The 26185-nt window shown below is 68.8% G+C and carries 26 protein-coding genes; 10 read left to right on the forward strand and 16 right to left on the reverse strand.

Translation table 11 applies throughout. The features are described 5' to 3' along the window. The first annotated feature begins 3 nt into the window (after positions 1-3). Positions 4-462, forward strand: coding sequence for a nuclear transport factor 2 family protein (locus tag A37U_RS0120555; protein ID WP_020498557.1), 459 nt, complete (start codon positions 4-6; stop codon positions 460-462). A gap of 22 nt (positions 463-484) precedes the next feature. Here A37U_RS0120555 and A37U_RS0120560 read toward each other — a convergent pair whose 3' ends face one another. Together A37U_RS0120560 and pruA are read right to left on the reverse strand one after the other, a co-directional pair. Further along, positions 485-1414, reverse strand: a complete 930-nt coding sequence (locus A37U_RS0120560; RefSeq protein WP_020498558.1) for a proline dehydrogenase family protein — start codon at positions 1412-1414, stop codon at positions 485-487. Positions 1415-1426: 12 nt separating this feature from the next. Beyond that, complete coding sequence (gene pruA, locus A37U_RS0120565; RefSeq protein ID WP_020498559.1) at positions 1427-3055, reverse strand: L-glutamate gamma-semialdehyde dehydrogenase; 1629 nt, start codon at positions 3053-3055, stop codon at positions 1427-1429. 127 nt (positions 3056-3182) lie between these two features. Here pruA and A37U_RS0120570 point away from each other — a divergent pair, with 127 nt between their 5' ends. Next, positions 3183-4775, forward strand: coding sequence for a PucR family transcriptional regulator (locus tag A37U_RS0120570; protein WP_020498560.1), 1593 nt, complete (start codon positions 3183-3185; stop codon positions 4773-4775). Here the strand turns inward: A37U_RS0120570 and A37U_RS0120575 are convergent. Then, entirely contained in the window at positions 4772-5557 is a 786-nt protein-coding gene (locus A37U_RS0120575) for a transporter substrate-binding domain-containing protein (RefSeq protein ID WP_020498561.1), read from the reverse strand. The two genes, A37U_RS0120570 and A37U_RS0120575, sit on opposite strands and share 4 nt — an antisense overlap. Before the next feature lie 82 nt (positions 5558-5639). Here A37U_RS0120575 and A37U_RS0120580 point away from each other — a divergent pair, with 82 nt between their 5' ends. Beyond that, positions 5640-6860 (forward strand): hypothetical protein, encoded by a 1221-nt coding sequence (locus A37U_RS0120580; protein WP_020498562.1) that lies wholly within the window; start codon positions 5640-5642, stop codon positions 6858-6860. A gap of 1 nt (position 6861) precedes the next feature. Here the strand turns inward: A37U_RS0120580 and A37U_RS0120585 are convergent, their stop codons facing one another. The 7 genes from A37U_RS0120585 to A37U_RS0120615 all read right to left on the reverse strand — a co-directional run bounded on the left by A37U_RS0120585 (position 6862) and on the right by A37U_RS0120615 (position 12267). Beyond that, positions 6862-7656 carry a cysteine hydrolase family protein gene (locus tag A37U_RS0120585; RefSeq protein ID WP_205622960.1) on the reverse strand — a complete coding sequence of 265 codons (795 nt, stop codon included), beginning with the start codon at positions 7654-7656 and terminating at the stop codon, positions 6862-6864. Positions 7657-7797: 141 nt separating this feature from the next. Continuing rightward, entirely contained in the window at positions 7798-8319 is a 522-nt protein-coding gene (locus A37U_RS0120590) for a flavin reductase family protein (RefSeq protein ID WP_020498564.1), read from the reverse strand. Then, positions 8316-8672 carry a cupin domain-containing protein gene (locus A37U_RS0120595; RefSeq protein ID WP_020498565.1) on the reverse strand — a complete coding sequence of 119 codons (357 nt, stop codon included), beginning with the start codon at positions 8670-8672 and terminating at the stop codon, positions 8316-8318. Before A37U_RS0120595 ends, A37U_RS0120590 begins: the two co-directional genes overlap by 4 nt. 15 nt (positions 8673-8687) lie before the next feature. Next, on the reverse strand, positions 8688-10121 hold the full coding sequence (locus tag A37U_RS0120600; protein WP_020498566.1) for a 4-hydroxyphenylacetate 3-hydroxylase family protein: 1434 nt from the start codon (positions 10119-10121) through the stop codon (positions 8688-8690). Beyond that, positions 10121-10795, reverse strand: coding sequence for a DUF2848 family protein (locus A37U_RS0120605; protein ID WP_020498567.1), 675 nt, complete (start codon positions 10793-10795; stop codon positions 10121-10123). Before A37U_RS0120605 ends, A37U_RS0120600 begins: the two co-directional genes overlap by 1 nt. 21 nt (positions 10796-10816) lie before the next feature. Then, positions 10817-11605, reverse strand: coding sequence for a carbon-nitrogen family hydrolase (locus A37U_RS0120610; RefSeq protein WP_020498568.1), 789 nt, complete (start codon positions 11603-11605; stop codon positions 10817-10819). Beyond that, positions 11602-12267 (reverse strand): GntR family transcriptional regulator, encoded by a 666-nt coding sequence (locus A37U_RS0120615; RefSeq protein ID WP_020498569.1) that lies wholly within the window; start codon positions 12265-12267, stop codon positions 11602-11604. Before A37U_RS0120615 ends, A37U_RS0120610 begins: the two co-directional genes overlap by 4 nt. A gap of 56 nt (positions 12268-12323) precedes the next feature. Here A37U_RS0120615 and A37U_RS0120620 point away from each other — a divergent pair, with 56 nt between their 5' ends. After that, positions 12324-12896, forward strand: coding sequence for a glycerol-3-phosphate responsive antiterminator (locus A37U_RS0120620; RefSeq protein WP_026197429.1), 573 nt, complete (start codon positions 12324-12326; stop codon positions 12894-12896). A gap of 38 nt (positions 12897-12934) precedes the next feature. On the opposite strand, the gene A37U_RS0120625 is transcribed toward A37U_RS0120620, so the two are convergent. The 4 genes from A37U_RS0120625 to A37U_RS0120640 are packed head-to-tail and all read right to left on the reverse strand — an operon-like array spanning position 12935 to position 17835. After that, positions 12935-14308, reverse strand: coding sequence for an FGGY-family carbohydrate kinase (locus A37U_RS0120625; protein WP_020498571.1), 1374 nt, complete (start codon positions 14306-14308; stop codon positions 12935-12937). Then, positions 14309-15751: an FAD-binding oxidoreductase gene (locus A37U_RS0120630; protein ID WP_020498572.1), complete on the reverse strand. Its 1443-nt coding sequence runs from the start codon at positions 15749-15751 to the stop codon at positions 14309-14311. It abuts the gene before it with no gap. Positions 15752-15768: 17 nt separating this feature from the next. Further along, entirely contained in the window at positions 15769-16545 is a 777-nt protein-coding gene (locus A37U_RS0120635; RefSeq protein WP_020498573.1) for an SDR family oxidoreductase, read from the reverse strand. Positions 16546-16563: 18 nt separating this feature from the next. Then, complete coding sequence (locus A37U_RS0120640) at positions 16564-17835, reverse strand: MFS transporter (protein WP_026197430.1); 1272 nt, start codon at positions 17833-17835, stop codon at positions 16564-16566. 236 nt (positions 17836-18071) lie between these two features. Here A37U_RS0120640 and A37U_RS0120645 point away from each other — a divergent pair, with 236 nt between their 5' ends. The 6 genes from A37U_RS0120645 (at position 18072) to A37U_RS0120675 (ending at position 24847) form a co-directional block, all read left to right on the forward strand. Continuing rightward, on the forward strand, positions 18072-18638 hold the full coding sequence (locus tag A37U_RS0120645) for a TetR/AcrR family transcriptional regulator (protein ID WP_020498575.1): 567 nt from the start codon (positions 18072-18074) through the stop codon (positions 18636-18638). A 320-nt stretch (positions 18639-18958) separates the two neighbouring features. Beyond that, positions 18959-20428, forward strand: coding sequence for a purine-cytosine permease family protein (locus A37U_RS0120655; protein WP_205622963.1), 1470 nt, complete (start codon positions 18959-18961; stop codon positions 20426-20428). Then, complete coding sequence (locus A37U_RS0120660; RefSeq protein ID WP_020498578.1) at positions 20425-21390, forward strand: nitrilase-related carbon-nitrogen hydrolase; 966 nt, start codon at positions 20425-20427, stop codon at positions 21388-21390. Before A37U_RS0120655 ends, A37U_RS0120660 begins: the two co-directional genes overlap by 4 nt. Further along, a complete protein-coding gene (locus A37U_RS0120665; protein WP_020498579.1) occupies positions 21387-22415 on the forward strand; it encodes an agmatine deiminase family protein in 1029 nt (342 codons plus the stop codon). Before A37U_RS0120660 ends, A37U_RS0120665 begins: the two co-directional genes overlap by 4 nt. Then, complete coding sequence (locus A37U_RS0120670; RefSeq protein WP_020498580.1) at positions 22412-23998, forward strand: amidohydrolase; 1587 nt, start codon at positions 22412-22414, stop codon at positions 23996-23998. The genes A37U_RS0120665 and A37U_RS0120670 overlap by 4 nt, the downstream gene beginning before the upstream one ends. 342 nt (positions 23999-24340) lie before the next feature. Further along, positions 24341-24847, forward strand: a complete 507-nt coding sequence (locus A37U_RS0120675; RefSeq protein WP_020498581.1) for a hypothetical protein — start codon at positions 24341-24343, stop codon at positions 24845-24847. A 131-nt stretch (positions 24848-24978) separates the two neighbouring features. Here A37U_RS0120675 and A37U_RS51690 read toward each other — a convergent pair whose 3' ends face one another. Both A37U_RS51690 and A37U_RS0120680 read right to left on the reverse strand, forming a co-directional pair. Then, positions 24979-25173, reverse strand: a complete 195-nt coding sequence (locus A37U_RS51690) for a hypothetical protein (protein ID WP_157182907.1) — start codon at positions 25171-25173, stop codon at positions 24979-24981. Positions 25174-25503: 330 nt separating this feature from the next. Beyond that, the gene (locus tag A37U_RS0120680) at positions 25504-26184 is read right to left on the reverse strand and encodes a YoaK family protein (RefSeq protein WP_020498582.1); all 681 of its coding nucleotides are present in this window, start codon (positions 26182-26184) and stop codon (positions 25504-25506) included. Position 26185: the final 1 nt, after the last annotated feature.

Genomic DNA, 26185 nt, shown 5'->3' on the forward strand with positions numbered 1-26185 from the left:
CCCATGACGAGCAAACCACCACTTCCCCCGTTCGAGCTGACATCCGCACGGCAGAAGGTGCAGGCGGCCGAGGACGCGTGGAACACTCGCGATCCGGAACGGGTCTCGCTGGCCTACACCGAGGATTCGGTGTGGCGCAACAGGGATGTGTTCCTCACCGGGCGCGCCGAGATCGCGGCCTTCCTCCGGGCGAAATGGGACCGGGAACGGGATTACGCGCTGCGCAAGGAACTCTGGGCCTACACCGAGGACCGGATCGCGGTGCGCTACCAGTACGAGTGCCGCGATGCCGAGGGGCAGTGGTGGCGCAGCTACGGCAACGAACTCTGGGAATTCACCGCGGACGGCCTGATGTCCCGGCGCGAATCGAGCATCGACGATGTGCCGATCACCGAGCGGGAGCGGCGGATCTTCGGGCCGCGCGGCGAAGACGAGCGCGACGAGCCCATTCCGTTGCGGTGAACGGAACAAGCCCGCCGCGTGCTCAGGAGCGAGTCGCCAGGGAACGCAGGAAGAACCCGACGTTCGCCGGGCGCTCGGCGAGCCTGCGCATGAAGTAGCCGTACCAGGCCTGGCCGTAGGGCACGTAGACACGCATGGTCTCGCCGCGCCCGGCTATCGCGGACTGCTCGGCGGGCCGGATTCCGTAGAGCATCTGGAATTCGTGGTCCGCCGCGTTCCGCCCGTTGCGCATGGCCAGCTCGCGCGCGATCGCGACCATCCGCGGATCGTGCGAGGCGACCATCGGGTATCCCTCGCCTTCCATGAGCACCCGCAGGCAGCGCACATAGGAGGAGTCCACCTCGGCCTTGTCCTGATAGGCGACCGATTCCGGTTCGGCGTAGGCGCCCTTGCACAACCGCACCCGGGAACCGGGTCCGGAGAGCTCGCGGCAGTCGGACTCGGTGCGCCGCAGATAGGCCTGCAGCACCGCGCCCACCCAGGGAAAGTCCACCCGCAGCTCGCGCAGGATGCCGAGGGTGGAATCGGTCGTGGTGTGATCCTCCATGTCCAGGGTGACCGTGGTGCCCGCGGCCGCCGCAACCTCGCAGATCCGCCTGGCGTTCTCCAGCGCGATCTTCTCCCCGTCCGTGGGCAGGAACTGGCCGACCGCGGACAGCTTCACCGAGACCTCGGCCCCGGCGGCGAGACCGCGCTCCGCGAGCAGTCCGAGCACCTGCTCGTAGGCCTGCAGGGTCTCGGTCGCCTGCCGCGCCTCGCTGGTGTCCTCACCGAGGTGGTCGAGTGTCACCCGCCGTCCGCTGGTGACGATGGCGCGCACCGCCTCCAGCGCGTCGGTGACCTCGGCGCCGGCCACGAACCGGCGCACCACCGGTTTGGTCAGCGGGGTGGACTCCACGAGGGTGCGCGCGGTCGGCGAACCGGCCACGCCGAGCAACAGCGAGCGCAGCATCTCGACTCCCCTCTAGCTTTCCTGGTGCGGGTAACCGACAGTGGTCGGCGCCACGAAGGTTTCCTTGATCGCCCGCGGACTCGTCCAGCGCATCAGGTTGAACAGCGAACCCGCCTTGTCGTTGGTGCCCGAACCGCGGGCGCCGCCGAAGGGCTGCTGACCGACGACCGAACCGGTCGGCTTGTCGTTGATGTAGAAGTTGCCCGCGGCGAACCGCAGTTCCTGCTGCGCCTGCCGCACGGCCGCCCGGTCGTTCGCGATGATCGAACCGGTGAGCGCGTAGTTGCTCGTCCGGTCGACGAGTGCGGGCATCCGGTCGAACTCGGCGTCCGGGTAGACGTACACCGCCAGCACCGGCCCGAAGAACTCGGTGCTGAACACCTCGTGTCCCGGGTCCTCGCCGAGCAGCACGGTCGGGCGCACGAAGTAGCCCTCGGAATCGTCGGTGGTTCCCCCGGCGAGCACCTGGATCGAGGAGTCCTCCCGTGCCGAACGCAGCACGGCATCGAGCTTGTCGAAGGAGCGCCGGTCGATCACCGCGCCGGTGAAGTTGGTGAAGTCGGTGACATCGCCGACCGGGAGCGCGTCCACCTCGGCGATCAGGTCGTCCCGCAGCCGCTCCCACACCGAGGCGGGAATGTAGGCGCGGGAGGCCGCCGAGCACTTCTGCCCGGAGTACTCGTACGCGCCCTTGATCAGCGCGGTGCGCAGCAGGTCGACATCCGCGGACGGGTGGGCGAGCACGAAGTCCTTGCCACCGGTCTCGCCGACGATCTGCGGGTAACCGCGGTAGTTCGCGATGTTGGTGCCGACCTGGCCCCACAGGTGCTGGAAGGTCTTGGTGGAACCGGTGAAGTGCACCCCGGCGAGTCCGGGGTGCGGGATGGCGACATCCGAGACGGCGAGCCCGTCCCCGGTGACCAGGTTGATCACACCCGGGGGCATACCGGCTTCCTCGAGCAGCCGCATGGTGAGCACCGCGGCGAAGGTCTGGGTCGGCGCGGGCTTCCACACCACGGTGTTGCCCATCAGCGCGGGCGCGGTCGGCAGGTTGCCCGCGATGGCGGTGAAGTTGAACGGGGTCACCGCGTACACGAAGCCCTCGAGCGGACGCTGCTCCATGCGGTTCCACTGGCCGCGCGGGCTGTACGGCTGCTCCTCTTGGATGCGCCTGCCGAAGGAGACGTTGAACCGCCAGAAGTCGATGAGCTCGCACGCGGCGTCGATCTCCGCCTGGATCGCGGTCTTCGACTGGCCGAGCATGGTCGCGGCGTTCAGCGTGGCGCGCCACGGCCCGGCGAGCAGGTCCGCGGCGCGCAGGATGATCGCGGCGCGCTCGTCGAAGGAGGTCTCCCGCCAGGCCGGGGCGGCGGCGAGCGCGGCGTCCACCGCGGCCTTCGCGTCCTCGTGTGTGGCGTTGCACAGGGTGCCGAGCACCGAGCGGTGGTTGTGCGGCTGGACGACCTCGACCTGTTCGCCGCCACCCATCCGGCGCTGTCCGCCGATGGTGCAGGCCAGCTGCTCGGGCTGCTTGGTCAGCTCGGCCAGTTCGGCTTCGAGCTCGATCCGCTCGGCACTGCCGGGGCGGTGGTCGAGGACGGGCTCGTTCACCGGGGTGGGCACATTGGTCACGGCATCCACTTCTTGGACTCCTGCGAGGTCGGAGGGACGAGGATGGCTTCACCGTAAGTGCGCAACCCGCCCGCGATGTTGGTTCGGTCAGCTATATTTACCGAAGTATCGTTGTCCGATCGAACAAGGAGTCGCGGTGGAGTTTCCCGACCTCATCCCACTGCGGCAGGTGCTGCTCACCCTCGGTGAGTCGCTGCTCGAACTGAGCACCGCACCGGACGGCGTGGAGGTCGGGGTGCGCGATGTGGTGATCGCCGATCCGGAGGACGAACCGCGCCCGCACGCCGGCGATCTGGTGCTGCTCATCGGGGCGCGGGGCAGGGCGGCGATCCCGGTGCTGCGCACGGCCGCCCGTTCGCGTGCCGCCGCGATCGCGGTCAAGGGCGTCACCGGACCGCTGCGGGACGCCGCGAGTGATGCCGGGATCGCGCTGCTCGCGGTGCATCCGGCGGTCAGCTGGGCGCAGCTGACCGCGGTGGCGCGGGCGGCGCTGGACGACGCCCGGGTGCTCTCCGAAAGCGAGTCCGGCGTGGTGCTCGGCGACCTGTTCGCCCTCGCGCAGACGATCGCCACACTCACCGGGGGCATCGTGAGCATCGAGGACACCGCCAGCCGGGTGCTGGCCTATTCGCGGTCCTCCGGCGAGGTGGACGAACTGCGCAGGCTGTCCATCCTCGGCCAGCAGGGCCCCGAGGAGTATCTGGCGCTGCTGCGGAAATGGGGCGTGTTCGACCGGCTGCGTTCCGGCGAGGAGGTGGTGCGGATCGAGGAACGCCCGGAATCGGGTATCCGCCGCCGCCTCGCGGTCGGCATCTTCGCCGGAGCGCAGCCGCTCGGCACGATCTGGGTGCAGGAAGGCGAGCAATCGCTGCACGAACGGGCCGAGCGGGCGCTGCTCGGCGCGGCCCGGGTCACCGCGCTGCATCTGGTCCGGCGCCGCGGGGAACGCAGCGCGCACAACGCCTTGCGCGAGGGACTGCTGAACGGGCTGCTCGAAGGGCGCCTCGATGTGGGCTCGGTGGCCTCGGAAATCGGCGCTGATCCGGCGAAACCCGCCGCGGTCGCCGCGTTCGCCCTGCTCGACGAGGACGAGGCGGACCGTTCCGCACACGAACTGCGCCGGCTCGAGATGACCAGCCTGATCGCCGTGCACGCCGCCGCGTACCGGCGAAGCGCACTGGCCACCACCATCGGGCCGCGGGTCTACGTGCTGCTCCCCGATCTCCCCGAACAGGAGAGCGGCGCGAGCGTGCTCGGGCTCGCCAGGGAGATCGTCGCCGCGGGCAGCAAGCACGCGGGCTTCACGGTGCGTGCCGCGGTCGGTTCCCCGGTCCCCCGGCTCGAAGGCGCGGCGGAATCCCGGCAGGAGGCCGACCGGGTGCTGGACGCGGCGACGGAGGGCCCGGCGGTCGCCACCATCGAGGAAGTGCGCTCCGCGGTGCTGCTCGCCGAAACCCTGGCCGAGGTACGCGCCAACGAACGGATCCGCGATCCCCGGATCACCGCCCTGTTCGCGCACGATCGGGAGAACGGCGGGGAACTGGCCGCATCACTGCTGTCCTATCTGGACTCCTTCGGGGATGTGCGCAGCGCGGCGACCGAACTCGGCGTGCACCCGAACACCCTTCGTTACCGGGTGCGCCGGGCGGGAACGGTGGCCGGGCTCGACCTCGGCGACGCCGGGGAACGCCTCGTCGCCCAGCTGCAGTTGCGGCTGCTCGGCCGTTAACCGATCCACGGCTTGGCGATGCGGTCGAAAGTTCCGTCCCCGCGCATCAGGTGCAGCCACTGATTCACCCATTCCTGGAACACCACGTCCCCGCGCGGGGTCAGATACGCCTTCTCGGAGAAGCTGAACGGTGTTTCCGGATGCACCGGGCACAGCTGCGGATGCTGCTTGTTCTGCCAGCGGGTCTCGGTGGCATCGGTGATCATCAGGTCGGCGCGCCCGGCCAGGATCTCGTCGAAGATCGTGTTGTTGTCCGCGTGCGGTACGATCGTGGCCTTCTCGAGGTGTTCACGGGCGAAGGATTCGTTGGTACCGCCCGGATTCACCACCACGCGCACCCCGGGACGGTCGATCTGCGCGAGTGTGCCGTACTTGTCCACGTCCGGGCAGCGGGTGATCGGGGTCTTGCCGTCCCGCAGATAGGGATCGCTGAAGAAGGCCTCCTTGGCGCGTTCCAGGGTGATCGAGACCCCGCCCATGGCCAGATCGCATTTCCCGGAGCGCACATCGGCCGTGAGGTCCTTCCAGGTGCTCGGGACCAGCCGCAGCCGCACCCCGAGCCGGTGGGCCATGTCCCCGGCGAGCTCGATGTCCATTCCGCTCCACCGCCCGGTTTCCGGGTCCCGCTTGGTGAACGGGAGGTAGTCCCCGGTGCTGCACACCCGCAGCTCGCCGCGTTCACCGACCCGGTTGAGCGCGCTCTTCGCGCCCGCCGCGTTCGCCACCGTGGAACCGAGGGCGAGCATGATCGCGAACCCGATCGCGAACACCGTCCTGCGCATCTGGCACCTGCCTTTCCGAATCGGGCCTACCTTAACGGGGCGCGGGTGTTCTAGGGTCTGCGCACGACCGAAGGGAGACCCGATGGTGCGCGGACCGATCCTCACACTCGCCGCGGTGCTGGGATTCGCGGGCCTGACCGCGGTGCCCGCGAACGCCGCCGCCCAGGACTGCTTCGATCCGGCCAAACCGGTCACCGTGGAGGAGAGCAGGCTCGGCACCTCGAATGTGCCGGGTGAACTGGTGCGCCGCGGTGGATTCACGGCGGCGGTGGACGGATTCCGTGCCCGGTTGTGCGCGACCACGCCCGCGAAAGCGGAACGGCTCGCCCGTGCGGCGGGACAGGGCCTGTGGCACGCCGCCGTCGCCCGGGCGCACCGCGGCGGCGGGGACGACCGGGCGCTGTACTGGGCACGGCTGGAGCTGAGCAAGGCGGTGCACCAGTGGAATCGTCCGCTCACTCCGCAAAGCAGGGACAGGATCGGTGCGGCACTCGACCGCGCGGCTCGCGGCATGGACGACATCCGGTACCCGCGCGGGGTGCAACGCCTGCTGGTCTCCGGATTCGATCCGTTCCAGCTGGACGGGGGCAACATCCGGCGCAGCAACCCGGCCGGTGCGGCCGCGTTGCACCTGGACGGCACAGTCTTCGACACCGGGCACGGGAAGGTCGCGGTGCAGGCGGTCAGTTTTCCCGTGCTGTGGGGCGCTTTCGACCGCGGCATCGTCGAATCGGCCTATGGCCCCGCGTTGCGCGGCAAGGGGCTCTCCGGGGTCGTGACGATCAGCCAGGGGCGGCCGGGCACCTTCGACATCGAGCGGTTCGCCGGGGCCTGGCGCGGCGGTGCGGCGGACAACGACCGGGCCGGGGAGACGGGACAGGTGCCACCGGCGAAGGGCTGGCCGCAACCGCGCGACCAGTTCATCGAGACCACCTTGCCGTGGCAGCGGATGATCGATACGGCGAAGGGGCCCTACCCGGTGAACTTCCACCGGCAGTTCTGTCAGTGGCCGCCCGGCAGCACGCCGGGCAAGGGCGAACCGGACTGCCACGAGTCCGGGGATCCGGATCCCGGTGCGGTCGCGGCCTCCGGTGGTGGCGGGGACTACCTGTCCAACGAATCGATGTACCGGGCGAACCGGCTGCGGCTCGGGCTCGGCCGGACCGCGCTGCGCGGTGGGCATCTGCACACCCCGGTGCTCGATCAGCCCGCGGGACAGGCGCTCACCGATCCCCCGTTCGAGGCGAACCGGAAGGCGATCGTGGATGAAACCGTATCGATGATTCCCGCGGTGGCCGGCTGACTCAGCCGCGCGCCGCATGGTGGGCACGATCCCCGTGGGTGAGTGCCGCGCCGATCTCGGTGCTCGTCATGACCCTGGCGAAACCCCGGCGCAGGGTGCGCAGGCTCGCCTCCTGCGCGAGCGCATTGTCCGTGGCGTTCACATCGGAGCCGAACACGATGTGGTAACCGAGAAAGTAACCGGTGCGCGCGGTCGATTCGCAGCAGAAGTTCGTCAGGGTGCCGCAGATGATCAGCGTGCGGATTCCCCGGTTGCGCAGCGCGTAGTCGAGATCGGTTCCGGCGAACGAGTCGAAATTGTGCTTCGTGGCGATGACCCGTTCCCCTTCGGCGGGGACGAATTCGCGGTACAGTTTCGCGCCCGGTTTCCCCTCCGCGATCGCGCCGTCCCTGATCGGCGGCCAGAACTCGTAGAAATCGTGCGCCACATCCGGGGCGACCGTGTGCTCGGTGTAGTACACCGGAGAGCCCGCCGCACGGCAGATCTCGATGAGCCGCGCGATCCTCGGCACCTGGCGGTACGCCTCCGGGACGAACATCGGATTGCCGGGGTTGACGAAATCCTCCTGCATGTCCACCACTATGAGCGCGGTCTCCTCGGGACGGATCTCGAACGCCCCATGTTTGTCCATCGCGTATTCCCGCTCGGCCCGTTCGATGAATTCCGCCTCGGAATCGAGCAGTTCCTCCGCGCTCCTGCCGTAGGTGGCGAGAAATCGGCTGACCTGGTCCACGCTGACCTCCTTACCCTCGGTTTCCCAGCGGCGCAGCCGCTTCACCGTCCATTCAGATTGCACCGCGGCGGGTTCTCCGGCGTTTCCTCGCGAGGACAGCACCGCCGTGGTGTATGGGGATACATGAGAAGGTGATCCCGGAGCGAGGGAACGTCTGAGGTTCCGCTGCCCGCACCCCGAGCAAGCTACACGCCCAACAGGCACCTAGGCGAACCAGTGGATGGGTTCTTCGTCGCGGCCGCGATAATCCCCCATCCGGCCGCCGAGATACGCGAGCGGTTCACCCTCGCGGTCGCAGACACGACGCACCGCGCCGATGAACACATCGTGGTCGCCCGCGACGAACTGCCGTTCGGTGACGCATTCCAGGTGCGCGAGCGCGTCCGGCACGACGGGCACCTCGTGCTCGCCGAACCGCAGCGGCAACCCGGCGAAGTGATCGGCTCCCCTGCGAGCGAAGCGCAGCGCGATCTCGTCCTGGCGCGCGGACAGGATGCTCACGCCGAACCGGCCCGAGGCGCGCATCGCCTCGGTGGTGCGCGCCCCGCTGCCCAGGCACACCAGCAACAGCGGCGGTTCGAGCGAGACCGAGGTCAGCGAGTTCACCGTCATCCCGTGCGGCTCCCCCTCGAACAGCGTGGTGACCACGCCGACCCCGGTGGCGAACCGGCCCATGGTGCGCCGCATGACCAGCGGATCGAGCGCTTCGCCCGCCACCGCGGTCATCGGCCCTCCCCGGTGCGGTAGCGCACTTCGAAGGTGGTGACCCCGTCCTCGCTGCGCCACGGCCCGTGCCGCATCCCCGGCGGGCGGCAGGCGTACATGCCCGTGGTGAAGGTCTGGTTCAGTTCGAGATCGGTGAACGAACCTTCGAGAATGTAGACCTCCTCCCAGAAATCGTGCTGCTGCACGCCCATCGGGGTGGAGTCCGCGCCCGGTTCGTAGCGCAGGATCCGGGTAGCCACGCCGCTTTCCGCGTCACCGGCGAGGATCCGTTCCTTGATCTTGGGGTCGTCACCGGGGCAGACGGTGTACCCGATCCGCTCGACAGGGAAGAATTCGTATTCTGGCTTCGCCACGGGAACCTCTCTCGTTCAGTCGGCGCTTTCGGGGCTGTATCCGGAAAGGAAGGAATCGAGTTCGGCGAGCGGTTCGCTGAAGTCGTAGTTGCGGAACGCGTAACCCTTCACCACGAACGGCGCGCCCGCGTAGAACATCTCGTACTGGTGGTGGCGCCCGGCGAATTCACTGCCGACCGCGTCCCAGGCGAGTTTGAACAGTTTGAGCCGTTCCTCGGCGGGCACGTTCGGCGAGTACATGTACCGGTCGATATCGGCCCTGGTCTCGGGATTGCGCAGATCCGCGACGCTGGACGGCACCTGCAGCACCCCGCCGCCGACGAGGTCGCGCAGGATGGCCAGCACCCGCGGATAGATCTCGGCCTGCAGGCCCATCGCCCCGTACACCGCGCGCGCACCCGGGCGCCACAGCCCCTGATCGTCGGGCTCCGCGGTGTATTCGGCGGCGAGCATCGCCGATTCCACAGTGGAGGCGAGCCCGGCCAGTTCACCCAGTTTCTCGACCACACCGGGGAATTTGTCCACCCCGTTGACCGCGGCGACCTTGCGCGCGATACCGAGCAGGAACTGCAGTTTGACAGTGAACCGGATCTGGGCCTGCCAGTTGCCGAACACGTGCGCCCCGGTGTCGAAGAACTGCCGCCGCAGCCCGTCGACGTCCTTGTAGACGAACACCCGCTCCCAGGGGATGAACACGTCCTCGAACACCAGCAGCGCGTCGGTCTCGTCGTAGCGGGTGCTCAGCGGGTAGTCGTAGGAACTGGTCGCCGAGGGGGCATAGGCGCGCCGGCAGTAGAGTTTCAGGCCCTCGGCACCCACCGGGACCGCGAAGCTCACCGCGAACTGCGCGTCCTCCTTGGTCAGCGGTTTGATGCAGGACACCAGGATCTCGTCGGCGATCGCGCCCCCGGTCGCGAGCATCTGTGCGCCGCGGATGACGATGCCGTCCGCGCGTTCCTCGGCCACCCCTGCCTGCACGAGCTCGCCGTCCCAGTCGTGCGCGGTACTCGCCCGCGACACCTGCGGCGGGATGATCGCGTACGAGAGGTAGAGCTGCTCCTGCGCTACTTTCCGTTGGTAGGCGCGGACGTTCGCACCGTAATCGCGGTCCTCGCGGGTGAACACGTCCGGGTGCGCGGCGAAAGCGGACAGGAACGCGGCCACGTGGTCCGGGCTGCGTCCGACCCAGCCGTGCGTGTGCCGGGCCCAGGCCTGCGCGGCCTCCCGGAACGCGCGAAGTTCTTCGCGGCTGCGCGGGATCCGGTAGATCGGATGCTCTGTCTCCTCCGCCTCCTGCGCCCGTCGTGCACCGAGGTCGATCAGCTCCGCGATCGTGTTCGCGATCGGGGCGAACGCCTCGTGCTTGGCGATTCCCCGCACTCGCTCGCCGTCCAGGTACACCCGCCGGTCGTCGTCGAGCGCGGCGAGATACTCGTTTCCGGTGCGCATTACTCACTCCCTCGCTGTACGAGATAGGCGTGCCGAAGCGATTCCCCGCCCGGCAAGGACAGTTCGAGTTCCCAGGTCTGCCCCGGCACGAAGGCGCCGTGCAGCAGCGGAAGGGTTCCGCAAAACATCACGAGGTCGCCGTCGATACGGCCGAGCGCTTCGAACAGCAACTCCAGCAGCTCGCCCGGCTTCCGCAGAACAGCCAGCGTTCCGTCCTGATAGGACAGTCCGTCCACCTCGGTGTGCGCCCGCACCGCGTCCCAGTCGAACTCGCCGATCGGGTCCGGGAGGGCGAGCACGGTCTCGCCGAGCGGTTTCGGGCAGACCGCCTTGGATTTGCCGATATCCGTGCGCTCGAGATCGCGGTCGGTGTGATCGGAGCCGACGCCGAGGTAGTACCGTCCCGCATGCCGGATCAGTACCGGCTCGACCTCACCGGAGGTGTTCTCCTCGGTCACCGGGACATTCGCCGCGGTGGTCAGCAGTTCCGGAGCCAGGTCGAAGAACACCGGGATGGACTCCGGCGGGGGTACCCCGATCTCGGCGAGTTCGGCGATGTGCGCCCGCGCGGCGGCCTCGTCGCGCGCGGTGTAGCCGGCCACGATCAGCCGGCCTGGCCGCACCTCGAACGGTTCCGAACCGATCGGGCGCAACCGGAAACTGGGTGCACTCATGCGTGCGGATCTCCTCACTTCTCAATCGGCCGCGATCGGCCTGCGATCGGCGAGCACCGGGAATTCCTTGCGATAGGCGGCGACCGCGTCCGGCTCGAACTCCGCGTGCAGTTCGGACTCTTCCGCGCCGGCTTCGGCGAGCAGTGCGCCGTCCGGGCCGACGATCCTGCTGTGCCCGGCGAGCCGCACCCCGCCCTGCTGGGTGCCCGCCGCATTGCAGGCGAGCACCAGAAACTGTCCTTCGACCGCGCGGGCCGAGGTGAACAGCCGCCAGTGTTCGAGCCGCACCGCGGGCCAGGCTGCGGGCACGACGACCAGTTCCGCCCCCAGTTCGGTCAGCCGCTCCCACAGCGCTGGGAAGCGCAGGTCGTAACAGGTCGTCGCGGCGATCCTGCCGAATCCGGTTTCCGCGACCGAGACCGCGTCGCCGGGAGTGAGCAGCTGCGCCTCTTTCGACTGGTAGCCGAACACGTGGGTCTTGCGGTAGCTGTGCAGTCGCGTGCCATCCGGGCCGAACAGCAGCGCGGTGTTGTACAGCCTGCCGCGCTCATCCCGTTCGAGCACGCTGCCCAGGTGCAGATGGGTGCCGAGTTCGCGAGCCATCTCGGCGCCGAAGGCGGACAGCGCACCGTGCGCGGGTTCGGCGAGTTCGGTGTAGGAGCCGAAGGCGAAGTAACCGGGCGCCCACAGCTCGGGCAGCACGATCAGATCGGCGCCGCGCAGCTTCCGCAGCCGCTCACGAACGCGCTCGATCCGGGCGGGTACCGGTTCCTCCGGCGGGCTGGCCAGTTGCAGCAGCGCGAGTTTCATCGCCGGACCCCCGAATCCGGAATGCTCAGCGCCGCGAGGGTGCGCTCCAGGTGCCGGTCGAGCGCGCCGGTGACCTCGGCGACCGAACCGGACCGCAGCCCGTCCACGATCGCGGCGTGCTCGGTGAGCACCACCCGTGCCCGGTCGGTGGAACCGGCGACCGCGCGCAGACCCATGCGCAACTGCCGCTCACGCAGCGATTCGTAGAAGTCCACGAGCACCGGATTGCCTGCGGCGATCACGATCGTGCGGTGGAAGGTGCGGTCGCATTCGATGAACTCGACCGGATCCGCGAGCAGCTTCTCCTGTTCGCCGAGCAATCGCTCCAGCTCGCCGAGCACGGTGTCCGGGGCCTCGGCGACGCGGCGCACCGACCAGTCCTCGATCAGCGTGCGCGCCTGCATCACCGAGCGCAGTTCGGCATCCGAGACCGGCGGCACGAAGGCCCCCTTCTTGGGCACGATCTGCAGCAGCCCTTCGGCCTCGAGGCGCAGCAGGGCCTCGCGCACCGGGGTGCGCGAGATTCCCGAGGCCTCGGCCACCTGCCCCTCGGTCAGGAAAACGCCCTCGGATCGCGGCACCGAGGCGACCCGGTCGCGCAGCCAGCGATACGCGATCTCCTGCGCGTTCTCGGTGCGCTTCCCTGCTTGCGTACGAGTCATAGGCAACATGTATACATGAACTATGGAAGGCGGGCAAGGCCAGGATGCCCGCGGTGATGCGACAATCGGCGGTGATGGAGGAACTGCTCCGGGACAATCCGGTGATCGCGAGCGTGAAGGACGACGCGGGCCTGCGTGCCGTGGCGGAGTCCGAGTGCCCGGTCGTTTTCCTGCTCTACGGTTCGGTGCTCGATCTGGCCGGGCTCGTCCGGGAACTCACCGTGCACGGCAAGACGGTGCTGGTGAACGTGGACATGATCGAGGGGCTGGTGAGCAAGGAGATCGCCGTCCGCTTCGTGCGCGAGCAGACCGACGCGGCCGGGATCCTGAGCACGAAGGCGAACATCGTCCGGGCCGCGCGGGAGCGGGGAATGCTCGCCGTGCACCGGTTCTTCCTCGTCGACTCGTTCTCCTACCACAGCCTCGGCAGGCAGATCGCCGTCTCCAAACCGGACTACGTCGAGATCCTTCCCGGTTGCGTGCCCCGGGTCATCGGCTGGCTGCGCGCGGACACCACGGTGCCGATCATCGCGGGCGGGCTGGTCTGCGACAAGGACGATGTACTCGCAGCGCTCGGGGCGGGCGCGACCGCGATCGCGTCGTCCAATGTGGACGTCTGGGCGATGTAGCGGTGCGCCCGGCGCTCAGCCGAGTTCGGCGCCCGGCGTCAGCCCAATTCGACGCAGCGCTGGAAGAACGGATCGGTGTGCGCGGTGATCTCCCGGTAGACCTCGTGCTGGCGGCGGTAGAACTCGTGGCGCCCCGAGTCCGGGGTGAACTCCTGCCGAGGCGCCGCCATCGCCCGCTGCGCCTCGGCGAAGTCGGTGAACGCACCGATTCCCACCCCGGCGCACATCGCCGCGCCGAGCCCGGCCGCGCTCGCCGTGTCCTGCCGGATGACCGGAATCCCGAAGACATCCGCGAGAATCCCGGTCAGCACGGCCGAATCCGCTCCGCCACCGGACACCAGCAACCGGGAGAACCCGGTGCCGAGGCCGGTGGCCATGGCCTCGATGTTCCCGCGCATAGTCAGCGCGATGCCTTCGAGCACCGAGCGGTAGAGGTGGAACGGCCCCTGCCTGCCGTCGAAACCGAGGAAGGCGCCTCTGCGGTAGGGCTGCCCGGCCGGGGCGAGCCAGTCGAGCACGGTCATCAGCCCGTCCGAACCGGGCGGAACCTCCGCGGCACCCGCGTTGAGCCGCCCCTCATCCATGCCGAGCAGTCCCCGCAGCCAGCTCACCGTCCACATTCCGCGCCGGATGCCATGGCTCTCGTACAGATATTCGTGTGGCACGGCGGCGAAATTGGTCCAGAACCCGTCCGCCTCCCGGATATCGCGGGTGCCCGTGGTCATCGCGGCGATGTAGGTGCCGAGCGAGAGCAGCACCGCATCCGCGCCGCGCAGCCCGCACCCCAGCGCTTCGACCGCCTTGTCGTTGGCCGTCGCCACCACCGGGGTTCCCGCGCGCAGGCCGGTGTGCGCTGCCGCTTCCTCGGTGACCGTGCCGAGCACCGTACCGGGAAGGGCGAGCTCGAACAGCATCCGCGCGGGAATCTCCTCCTGGTCCGGCGCCCAGCACCAGCTGCCGGTGTCGATCGGCCAGTTCCCCTGGTAATTGGCGGCGGTGTCCCGGAAACGGCCGGTCAGCCGCGCAGTCAGGTAACCGGAGGAGGTCGTCACGTAACGAACCCGCGGATCGGTGTGCTCATAGGGCCGGGACAGCCGTTCGTCCATCCAGCTCAGCACCGGCGAGGCGAGGGTGCCGTCGGCGCACAGCATGGCCCGGCAGAACCGGATGGTGCACAACCCGACCGCCTGGATCTCCGCCGGGTCACCGGCGAACCCGGTGAGGGCCGCACGGGTGGCGGCACCGATCGAGTCCCAGAGGTCGTCGTCCGGGTGCTCCACCACCCCTGGGCGCGGGTTTTCGTTGGGGCGCAAAGCTTTCCGTCCCCAGCCGTGCAGCTTTCCCCGATCGTCGAAGACACCGACCTTCGTGCTCTGCGAGCCGTTGTCGATGCCGAGCAGGTAGCCGGTCATCTATCGGTCCGCCGGGAAGATCGTGCCCGCGTTCATGATCCCGTTCGGATCGAAGGCCTCCTTGAGCCTGCGCAGCATCGGATAGGCGCTGCCGTGCTCGCGCTCGGTCCACTCGGCGCGGTACTTCCCGATTCCGTGGTGGTGCACCATGGAGCCGCCCAGCGCCAGGGTTTCCTCGACGATGATCGCGTTGATCGGTTTGTGGTACTTCTCGATCTCGGCGCGCGGATCGCAGTCGATCCGGTAGTCGTACACGAAATACATGTTCGTGCCGTTCTGGTAGCTGTGCGAGGAGTGCCCGCCGAGCAGGGTGATGTCCCTGGCGTGCGGAAACTCGGTGCGGATCCGTTCCAGCACCCGATCGTAGATCCGCCCGATCGTGGACCAGTCCGCGGAGACCTCGGTGGTGTAGCCGAGCGCGTGCTCGGTGAGCATCGCCTCCCGCTCCGCCTCGATCTTGTCCGGTCCCCAGTTCAGATTGTCGAACCATTCCTCGATCAGCGCGGGATCGGTCTTCTCGTGCGGGTACCCGGACACGATCCGGTCGATCTCGGCGCTCGTGGCCTCCGCGATCGCCTTCGGCCCCCCGGTGACGAACACGGCGACACAGTTGCCCTGCGCGAAGTGGGCGAAGTGCTGGGCGGCGTCCTGCTCGGAGTAGACCCGCGCGACCGAGGGCCTCGAGCCCGTGGTGACCACCTCGCGCAGGATCGCGATCCCGGTGTGCACGTCCTCGAGCAGATAGCCGTGGAAGCGGTTGTTCTCCGGCTGGTGTCTGAAGACCTTCACGGTGACCTCGGTGACGAAGCACAGTGCGCCCTCGTTGCCGAGCACGATCGAGCGGATGTCCGGACCCGCCGCACGCCGGGGCACGCTCTTGATCCGGCTCACCGTGCCGTCCGGGAACACCGCTTCCAGACCGGCGACCATGTCCTCGATTCCGCCGTAGAGCGTGGAGAACTGCCCGATCGACCGGGTGGCCACCAGCCCGCCGTACTGCGCGAGCGGTTTGGACTGCGGGGAATGGCCGGTGGTCAGGCCCTGTTCGCGCAGCCGTTCCTCGAGCACGCGAAGCGGCACTCCACATTGGACTCTCGCCTGCATGTTCACCGGGTCGATCTCCAGCACCGCGTCCATCTCCGAACCGTCCAGCACGATACTGCCCGGCACACTGGTCTCCAGCCCGCCCTCGGTCCCGGTGCGCCCGGTGCGCGGCACCACGTTGATGCGGTGTTCATCGGCGAACGCGAGGACCGCGGCGACCGTGGCGGTGTCCCGCGCGCGCACGATCGCGAGCGGGAACGGGCCGTCGTAGATGCCGTGCGCCGCGGGATATTTCTTGAACCTGTCCACGCTCGCCGCGCGCAGCAGGTGTTCCTCGGTGTCCACCTGCCCTGCTCCGGCGATCGCGCGCAACCGGTCCAGAATCTCGTTCTCCTGCACAGTTCTCCCTTTCTGGTTCAGCGGGTCAGATAGCCGCCGTCGACGGTGAGCACCTGCCCGTTCACGTAGTCGGAGGCCGCGCTCGCAAGGAACACCGTGGCCCCCATCAGATCGGCGACCTCGCCCCAGCGTCCGGCCGGGATGTGGTCCAGCACGCGCTGGTTGGTCACGGGGTCCGCGCGGGTCTGCTCGGTGATCGCGGTGGCGAAATAGCCCGGTGCGATCGCGTTGCACTGGATGTTGTACCCGCCGAGTTCATCGCAGTACGCCTTGGTGAACCCGACGATGCCGTGTTTGCTCGCCGCGTAGGCCGGAGACCACTGGCCGCCGAGGAACGAGAACAGGGAGGCGATGTTGATGATCTTCCCGGAGCCCTGCCCGATCATGAACCGGGATACCTCGTGGCCGAGCTCGAACGGCGCGGTGAGGTTGACCGAGAGCATCGGATCCCACTGTTCGCGGCCGAATTCCGCGGCCGCGGCCAGCCTGGCGATCCCGGCCGAGTTCACCAGGATGTCGGCCGAACCGAGAGTGTCCACACAGGACCGGGCGACCAGCGCGGGCGCCCCGGGCTCGGTGAGGTCGATCCGGTGGAACTCCATCCGGCGCCCGGTTCCGGCGATCAGTTCCCGGGTCCGGCCCCCATCGTCGAGCACACTCGGCACGTAGACGTCGGCGCCCGCCTTGGCCAGCGCGAGCGAGAACGCCTGCCCGAGCCCGGTGTTGCCGCCGGTGACGATCGCGTTCTTTCCGGTGAGCGAGAAGAAGTCGAGGGAGAAGTCGTCGATATCCATGGTCGGTGTCTTTCCTTTTCAGGCAACGGGTGCGGGGGCGAGCTCCGGCGCGGATTCGCGGCGCTGGGCGCGCACGGTGAGCGTGATGAGCAGGAGTCCGAGCAACCCGGCCACGGTGAGGGCACCGAACAAGGCGCCATAGCCGCCGTGCGGCGCGGTGTTCGTGCTCGGATCGCCGATCCACCACGCCGAAAGCGCCGGGAGGAAGGCATCGGGAAGATAGGCGAGACCGGAGGCGAGACCGATCACCCCGGCACGCTGCTGTTCGGGGATGCGCGCTTCGGTGATGCTCGCCCAGTACACGCCCCTGCTGGTGAACACCATCGCGGAGAGTACGAACATCAGCGCGAGCGCGGCCCACCACAACTGCGCGCGCTCGGGCAGTATCAGGAACAGCGCGACACAGACCACCGCGCCCGCGAAGGTCAGCCGCAGGAACTTCGGGGTCGAGCCGGTGAGCTTGTCCACACAGAACCCGCCGACCGGGCCGGCGAGGAACTGGAACACGTAGGTGCGCACCACTCCGATGATGCCGATCAGCCCGAGTCCGAGGCCGAAGCGGTGCTCGAGCAACGGGGAGAAGTAGCCGAGGGTGGTGTAGAAGCAGTACATCAGCATGATCGAGCCGCCGAGCAGCCAGGTGTACTTGTTCCGCACCGCGGCGGCGAGGACCGCGAACGAGAGGGTGCCCGTGGCGGCCGGTGTATCGCGCTCCCGGTCGCCGAGCACGAACCAGACCAGCACCGCGAGCAGCACGCACAGCACCCCGTAGACGCCGATCAGCCGGAGCACCCCGGCCTCCGGAGCGAGCGCGTTGCTCACCAGCAGGGCGCCGATCGCGCCGATCGCGGTGGATGTGACGCCGCGGATAGCCTCGAGGAATCCGAACAGCCTGCCCTGTTGCCGCGCCTGCCCCAGCGAGCCGATCACCCGGACCAGGGCGGGCCAGTACAGCGCCATCCCGGCGACCGCCATCCCGATGTGCGCGGCGAGCACCCCGCCGTAGCCGGGAACAGTGGTCAGGTAGAGATCGGCGGCTCCGGTGCCGAGCAGCGCGATCACGATGAGCGCGCGTGGCGGGAACCGGGAGGCGAACCAGCCTCCGGCGAAGTACATCACCGCGGCGACGGCACCGAAGACCGACATGACGGTGCCGTATTCCTGAGCGGTCAGGTGCAGCGCCCGATAGGTCGGTTCGAGGAAAACGAACCGGATATAGGCCACCTGAAAGATGACGCCGCCGGTCACCGAGAGGAGCAGGTAACTCACCCGCTCCCGGGTACCGCGCATGAAAACCACCCCGCACTGCCGTAGTCCGAGCACAAAAAAAGAGAACAGTCTCCCGTCGTGTGCACGGGCCACTGTTCTCTCAGGTCTCTAGTAACCGCCCGCCGTAGCGCGGGCCTATTCGGTTGTCGCGGGGCGCGCCTCCGCTTCGCCGCGGAATCTAATCCGCGCCCAGCCGCACTGTCAAACCACCGGGGCACGCGGCGGGAGCCGGGCGAGCGACCGTTACCGTGCAAGGCGTGACCGACCGCCGAACGCAACTGCTCGCCGCCGCCTGCCACGTGATCGCGCGCACCGGGGTGCGCGGGCTGCGGGTGGAGGAAGTGGCAGCGAAGGCCGGGGTCTCCACCGCGCTGATCTACCACCATTTCCGCAACCGCTCCGGTCTGGTCACCCAGGCCATGCTGCACATCAACGAACGACTCGCCGCCGAGTCGGAGTCCGCGAGCGGGGGCACCGGGATGCGGCGGCTGCTCGAGCGGATGCTCAGCGAGTTCGCCGAGGACGAGCAGACCAGGGAGAACTCGGCGGTCTGGGGCGAGGTGCGCGGGGCCGCGGTGTTCGACGAGGAACTGCGCCCCATCATCCGTGATGCGACCGACTACTGGACCGACCAGCTCGTCGAACTGATCGAACAAGGCCGCACGGACGGGAGCATCCGCGCGGAAACAGAGCCGGAAACGGTGGCGCTGCGGCTGACCGCGATGGTGGAGGGCCTGTCCAACCGCTGGCTGGCCGGGCTGCTGAGCACCGAGCAGGCGCGCACGCACATCACCGCGACGGTGCGTGCCGAGCTCGGCTCCTGACACTTTCCCACAACGGACCGGACGCGATGAGCTCCACGGCATTGACTGAATTTTCAGTCAATGCCAGACTGCGACTCACCAGGAGCGCGTCTGAGAGCCCGTTGTCCGTCGCGAGCGGGAGCCGGATCGGCGGGTGCCTTGCGGGACATCCGCACCCGGGACCGGCAAGGCGGAGGAATGAGCCGCAGTGGGTTTCTGCGGTGGTTGCGCACCTTCGCAGCGAGGAGCCGATGGGCATGCGAAGGTACTTCGCCGACATCGCAGCGCAGCAGGACACGGGGTTCTCGGATGTGCTCTAAGCCCAGTGCAGGGAGGTGACCGTGTCCGGACACGACCGGTTCGGCAAGGTGGAGCAGGCGGGAATCGAGTACCTGTCCGAACACGAGCGGACCTCCGGCCCGGCCAACCTGTTCACGGTGTTCTTCAGCGGGAACCTCTCCTTCGGGGTGATCGTGTTCGGCTGGCTTCCGGTGACCTACGGGCTGGACTTCTTCGACGCGGTCACTTCGAGTCTCGCCGGGATCGCACTCGGCACCCTGCTCGTGGCTCCGCTCGGCCTGCTCGGACCGCGCACCGGAACGAGCACCCCGGTCTCCAGCGGCGCGCATTTCGGGGTGACCGGCAGGCTCGTCGGTTCCGGGATCACGCTGCTGTTCGCGCTCGCCTATGCGGCCATCGCGGTCTGGACTTCCGGGGACGCGCTGATCGCGGTGGCACACCGGGTTTTCGGGCTCTCCGCATCGGACGGCACCCGCGCGATCGGCTACGGTCTCATCGCGGTCGAGGTGGTCGTGGTCGCCCTGTTCGGGCACGGCACGGTGGTCGCGATGCAGCGCTTCGTGCTCCCGGTGGTCGCGGCCCTGCTGCTGCTCGGCCTTCCCGCGTTCGCCTTCGGTTTCCGGGCAGCGCCCGCGGGAACCGGGCACTATCTGCTCGGCGGGCATTGGCAGACCTGGGTGTTCGCGGTGGTGATCGCGATCGGCGGGCCGTTGTCCTACGCCACCGGGATGGGCGACTACACCAGGCGGGTCGCCCAGCGCCACGGTGACCGCAGGGTGCTGCTCGCCTGCGGCGGCGGCCTGTTCCTCGGTCTGGGGATCACCTCGGTGTTCGGTTCGTTCACCGCGACCGCGTTCGGCGGGCTGACCGGGTCCTATGTGCAGAACCTCGTCGCCATCGCGCCTGCCTGGTATGTGCTCCCGGTCCTGCTGATCGCGCTCGTGGGCGGGCTCGGCCAGGGCGTGATGACGGTGTATTCCAGCGGCCTGGACCTGGTCGCGCTGCTGCCGAGGCTGCGCAGGGTGCACACCACGCTGATCACTTCGATCGCCTCGGTGGCCCTGGTCTATCTCGGCGCGGTGGCCACCGACGCGGTGGACTCGATCACCGCGATGACCGTGGTGCTCAACGGATTCGCCGGACCATGGGTGATCATCACGCTGATCGGGTTTCTGCGCACCCGCGGCCGCGGTTACGACCCGGCCGATCTGCAGGTGTTCAACGAGCGCCGCAGGGGTGGCCGCTACTGGTTCACCGGGGGCTGGAACCTGCGCGCGGTGATCCCCTTCGTGCTCGGCTCGGTGTTCGGCCTGCTCGCCGTGGACACCGAGCTCTACCACGGACCACTGGCCGCACTGGCCGGCGGCATCGACCTCTCGGTGCTCGGCTCGATGGCCATCACCGGGATCGGTTACCTGATCGCGCTGCGCTGCTGGCCGGAGCCGGCGGACCCGATCACAGTACCTGCCCGGGCCACCCGTGCCCGGATCACGAGTCAAGGAGAAGGATGAGAGTCATCACCAGCCCGGTCCCGCCCGCCTCGCTCGCCCGCGCGGACCGGGAACCCCGTACGCCGCTGCGCATCGGGCTCGTGCAGCACGCCTGGGATCCCGATCCCGCGGTCCTGGAGGAGCGGCTGTCCGAGGGCATCGGCGCGGCCGCCGGACAGGGCGCCCGTGCGGTGTTCCTGCCCGAGCTGACCCTGTCCCGCTACCCCGCCTTCGAACGCGCGGGCGCCGAACCCGGACGCGCCGCCGAGGAACTCACCGACGGACCCACCTACGCCTTCGCCAGCCGCGCGGCCAAGGAACACGGTGTGCTGGTACACGCCTCGCTGTACGAGCGCGCGGACGCCGCGGACGGTCTCGGGTTCAACACCGCGATCCTCGTCGGCCCGGACGGCGAACTGCTCGGGCGCACCAGGAAGCTGCACATTCCGGTCAGCCCCGGCTACTACGAGGACACCTACTTCCGTGCCGGACCGGCCGAGGACGCGTATCCGGTGTACCGGCCCGGTGCGCTCGACGGTGTCGCGCTCGGCCTGCCGACCTGCTGGGACGAGTGGTTCCCCGAGGTGTCCCGCTGTTATTCGCTCGCCGGCGCCGAACTGCTCGTCTACCCCACCGCGATCGGCTCCGAGCCCACCTTCCCCCGATTCGACACGCAGCCCTTGTGGCGCAAGGTCATCGTGGCGAACGGGATCACCGCGGGCACCTTCATGGTGGTGCCGAACCGGACCGGGGACGAGGGCGGACTGCGGTTCTACGGTTCCTCGTTCATCTCCGATCCGTATGGCAGGGTGCTCGTGGAGGCCCCGCGTGAACAGGAGGCGGTACTCGTGGCCGATCTGGACCTGGACGCGCGCAAGGACTGGCTGGACCTGTTCCCTTTCCTGACCACGCGCCGCCCGGACACCTATGCCGCGCTCACCGAACCGGTGGCTCCCGGCGCACCCTACGGAGGCGAGGCGTGACCTTCCGGATGCCCGCGGAGACCGATCCACAGGAACGGGTCTGGATGGCCTTTCCCACCGCCGGGTACACGCTCGGGGAATCCGATGCCGAGGCCGAGGAGGCTTTCGCGGCGTGGAGTGCGGTGGCGCTCGCGGTCGCGGAGTTCGAACCGGTGACCGTGCTCGTGGACCCGAGCGCGCGCACCGCGGCCCGCGACCGGCTCGGCCGGGCCGTGGAACTGGTGGAGTGCCCGCTCGACGATGCCTGGATGCGCGATATCGGCCCGACTTTCGTGTTCGACGAGCACGGCGCACCGGCCGCGGTGGACTGGGTGTTCAACGGCTGGGGCCAGCAGGAGTGGGCACACTGGGGCAAGGACGAACGCGTCGGCGCCGAGGTCACCCGGCTGGCCGGAGTGGCAAGCGTGGACTCGCCGCTGGTGAACGAGGGTGGTGGGATCCACGTGGACGGGCTCGGCACGGTGTTGCTCACCGAGACCGTGCAACTGGACCCGTACCGCAATCCCGGGCACACCAAGGAATCCGTGGAGGCCGAGCTCGCGCGGACCATCGGGGCGAGCAACCCGATCTGGCTGCCGCGCGGGCTGACCAGGGACAGTCAGCGGTTCGGCACCCGCGGCCACGTGGACATCCTCGCGACCATCCCGGAACCGGGAACCCTGCTCGTGCACGCCCAGCACGATCCCGGGCATCCGGATCACCGAATCTGCCAGGACATCCGGGAACGGCTCGGGGCCGCGCGCACCCCGGACGGGGATCCGTGGCGCATCGTGGACCTGCCCGCGCCCGAAGTGCTGCGCGATGCCGAGGGCTGGGTGGACTACAGCTACGTCAACCACCTCGTGGTCAACGGCGCGGTGATCGCCTGTTCCTTCGAGGATCCGGTGGACGCCGAGGCGGCCGCGATCCTCGCCGAGGCCTATCCCGGTCGCCAGGTGGTCAGCCTGGACGCGCGGGCCATCTTCGCCCGTGGCGGCGGAATCCATTGCATCACCCAGCAACAGCCGCGAAAGGCCGTGCCGTGATTCGTTATACCAACGGGAAACTGTTCACCGCCGATCCCGGGCAACCGTGGGCGAGCGCGCTCGTGGTCACCGGGGACCGCCTCGGCTATGTCGGGGACGAGCGAGGTGCCCGCGACTACGGGCCGGAGGCTACCGAGGTCGACCTGGAGGGGCGGACCGTGCTGCCCGGTTTCGTGGACGGGCATGTGCATCTGCTCATGGCCGGTGCCGCGCAGCTGCAGGCACACCTCACCGATGCCGGGAACCTCGCCGAGATCCAGCGCCGGGTACGCGACTGGGCGCGGGACAACCCGGACGCGCCGCGGGTACTCGGCCGTGGCTGGCTGTTCGACGCGGTCCCCGAAGGACGCCCGACCCGGGACATGCTCGATACCGTGGTACCCGACCGGCCGGTGTACCTGGACGCGAACGACTACCACTCGGTCTGGGTGAACAGCGCGGCACTGGCGGAACTGGGCATCGACGCGAACACACCCGACCCGGTCGGCGGACGGGTGGACCGGGATCCGGTGACCGGGGAGCCGAGCGGGCACCTGGTGGAGACCGCCGCCCAGGATCTGGTGTGGCCCTTCCTCGAGGACGTGTCCACCGATGCCGAACGGGACCGCGCGCTGGCCGCCGCGACCCGCGCCTATCAGTGCAGCGGGGTGACCGGCGTGGTGGACATGGCCCTGGACGAGCACGGGCTCGCCGCCCTGGAACGTGCCGGGGAACCCGGGCTGCGCATCGCGGCGCACTGGCTGATCAGCCGCAACCGGGATCCGCTCGAACAGGTGCGCCGCGCAGCCGAACTCGCGCAGCGGCACCACACCGGACGGCTGCGCGTCGTCGGGGTGAAGTTCATCGTGGACGGGGTGATCGACGGCTGCACCGCGAGCATGAACTCTCCCTATGTGGACGGATCCAACGCCGAGGCCATCTGGGAACCCGAGGCGCTCGCGCCCGCGGTGGCCGCGGCCGATGCGGCGGGGCTGCAGATCGCGCTGCACGCCATCGGAGACCGCAGCGTGCGCATCGCGCTCGACGCACTGGAACACGCCACCCGGGTCAACGGCCCACGAGCGCGGCGCCATCGCATCGAACACCTGGAATACACCGACCAGGCCGATGTTCCCCGGCTCGCCGAGCTCGGGGTCACCGCCTCCATGCAACCGGTGCACGCCGATCCCGCCATCCGCCCCAACTGGGCCGCCATGCTCGGACCGGAGCGCGCCGGACGCGGATTCGCCTGGCCCGAGTTCACCGCGGCCGGGGCCCGGCTCGTGTTCGGCACCGACGCGCCGACCGCCCCGCATCCACCGCTGCCCAACATGTTCATCGCGAACACCCGGCGCTCCGCATTGTCCCCCGAACTTCCGGCGCTGCAACCGGAATTCGCGCTCGAACTCGGCGAGGCGATCACCCATGCCAGCGCCGACTCCGCGTGGGCCTGCCGGGCCGAGCACGAACAGGGCAGCCTGCGCGCCGGACTGTTCGCCGATTTCGTGGTGCTCGACCGGGATCCGTTCGCCGGACCGGAGGAACTGCTGCAGGCGAGCTGCGTGTGCACCGTGCTCGGCGGGACGACGGTATTTCCTGGCTGAATGACCGGAAATGTTCACACGGTATTTTGGTTACCCTATTGCGGCTATCGGCTCACAATTCCCTGCGCCGCGATTTCGGTATCATTTCTGGCAGTGGACCGAGCCAGAGGGCATGCCCTCTCTCGACGTAGGCAGCCGTCGTGTTGTTGCGGATCCTGTTGCGGCGGTTCTGCCATCGCCCGATCGGGAACTTCCCTGCTTCCCTCCCCGCGCGCAGAGACGTTCAAGCCCGATCCGGGTTGCTTTGCCCCGACCAATGTCACGTCGGCCAACCCGGGAGCCAGACCCGGCGTCTTCCCCACATAGCCCAAAGCAGCGAGCGAAACCACGGAGGGAATTCCCATGAAGAACTCGACGCGCACGATTGCCGTCACCATCGCGGCCGGCGCCATGCTCGCAGGTGGGGTGGCCACGGCGGGGATCGCGCAGGCGATGCCATCCGACTCCAACACCTGCGCGCCCGGTGACGTGACCGCACAGGTGAGTGTCGGATCCTCTCCTACACCGCAGGACAAACTGTTTCGGATCAAGTTCACCGCCAAGCCTGGGGTTTCGTGCTTGATGACCGGGTCGCCGGCGAACCTGGCCTTCTACAGCGGGAGCGGTGAGCAGCTGGGCGTGGAGGGCTTCCAGAGTGAGCCCGGCTCGGCGAAGCAGGTCCGCATCGACGAGCAGCACCCTGCCGAGGTCTACGTCCGCACGCCGGACGCTCACACGCCCGGCGCTCCCGCGACGTCGGCCACCTTCACCATGCCGAACAGCGGTCCGGGTATCGACTTCAAGGTCGCGTGGCCCGCAGACCTGAACGGACCAGCGGAAGTCTCCCCGGTCAGTGCTCCGGTCAGCTGAACCGGACAGCGAACTCGGCGGCGTCGCGGATATTCCGCGGCGTCGCGGTTCGTTCCATACCACCAGCCCGTTCCGCAGTCGAAACCGATGTCCTCGTTCGTCGCGCCCGGTCGGATGGACGGCGGATCGGATCAGTGACAACGCTTGATCACAGGCCTTTGTCGGCGACGTTTTGCAGACGACCCGCCTTCGGACAGTCCGTGCATGAAACGCACCGGGAAATCGGAACGATACTGTCGAGCCGGGAGGGGGCGGATCGGTTCATCGAGCAGGCTGCGGTAGTGCATCGCGCCGAAGCCGAGTTGCAGCAGCACGATCCCCGCCACCCGGCTACGCCGCATCGCCGGCGATTCCGGGCATACCAAGGAGCCCGGAGGTAAGCCGACTCGACCGAGCGCGGCTTCCCCGACCGACGACACTCGGCTCACCAGAGGACGGATCGGTAGCTGCCAGCACAGCATCCCCACCGTGCTCGGGGTCAGAGGGCGAGGTGCTCGACAGGGGATGCCGCGAACGCACCACACCACCGAAACTCCGCCGCCGATTCCTCGCCCGCGACCAGGCTGCGCCCATCCCTGAATAAGCCACGGCAAACCAGAATTCATCCCACCCGAATACCGGAAAGGCACGGGATCTGCGCGCGCACTCACTGGAGCTCAGCGGCTCCTGCGTTCGTCATAGAGGAACAGCCCGAGACCGATGGCGAGCAGCGCGGCCACCGGCCAGGTCGCCGCGTCCCCGAGCAGCAGGGTCAGCGGGGCACCGGCGGCGGCACCGGCGAGGAAACCGAGACAGATCGCGCCGAACGCGCCGGCCTGTTCGGCGGCCTCCCGGTCCTGCCCGGCCACCGCGCGGAACGCGGCCGAGGTCGCGGTGCGCAGATTCCCGGTGGTCATCACGCTGTTGTAGGACCAGCGGCGCAGCGTGCGGAAGGAGGTCGCCTGCACCGCGGCCGCATAGGCCACGAGCACCACGACCGCGGTGTCCCCCAGTCCGCCGGGCACCACGGCGAGTACCGCGAGCACCAGGATCTCCAGCACGAGCGCGAGCCGCATCGGGCGCCGCACGAACCGGGCGACCCGTGGCAGCACCAGCGCCTCCGCGGTGAGCACGCCGAGCACGAAGGCGATCAGCGGCGGCACATGGCGCACCGCGTCCGCCCAGTGCCCGGTCGCCGAGGAAATCCCGAGCAGCACCACGTTTCCGGTCTGCGCGTTGGCGAACACTCCGTGATGACCCACATAGGTGAAAGCATCGAGGAACCCACCGCCCGCGGACAGCAGCACACCGAGTGGCAGCGAGGGCGCGGTCAGGCGGGTGTTCTCGGTATCCGGCACG

This window comes from Sciscionella marina DSM 45152, assembly GCF_000379465.1.
Lineage (GTDB): Bacteria > Actinomycetota > Actinomycetes > Mycobacteriales > Pseudonocardiaceae > Sciscionella > Sciscionella marina.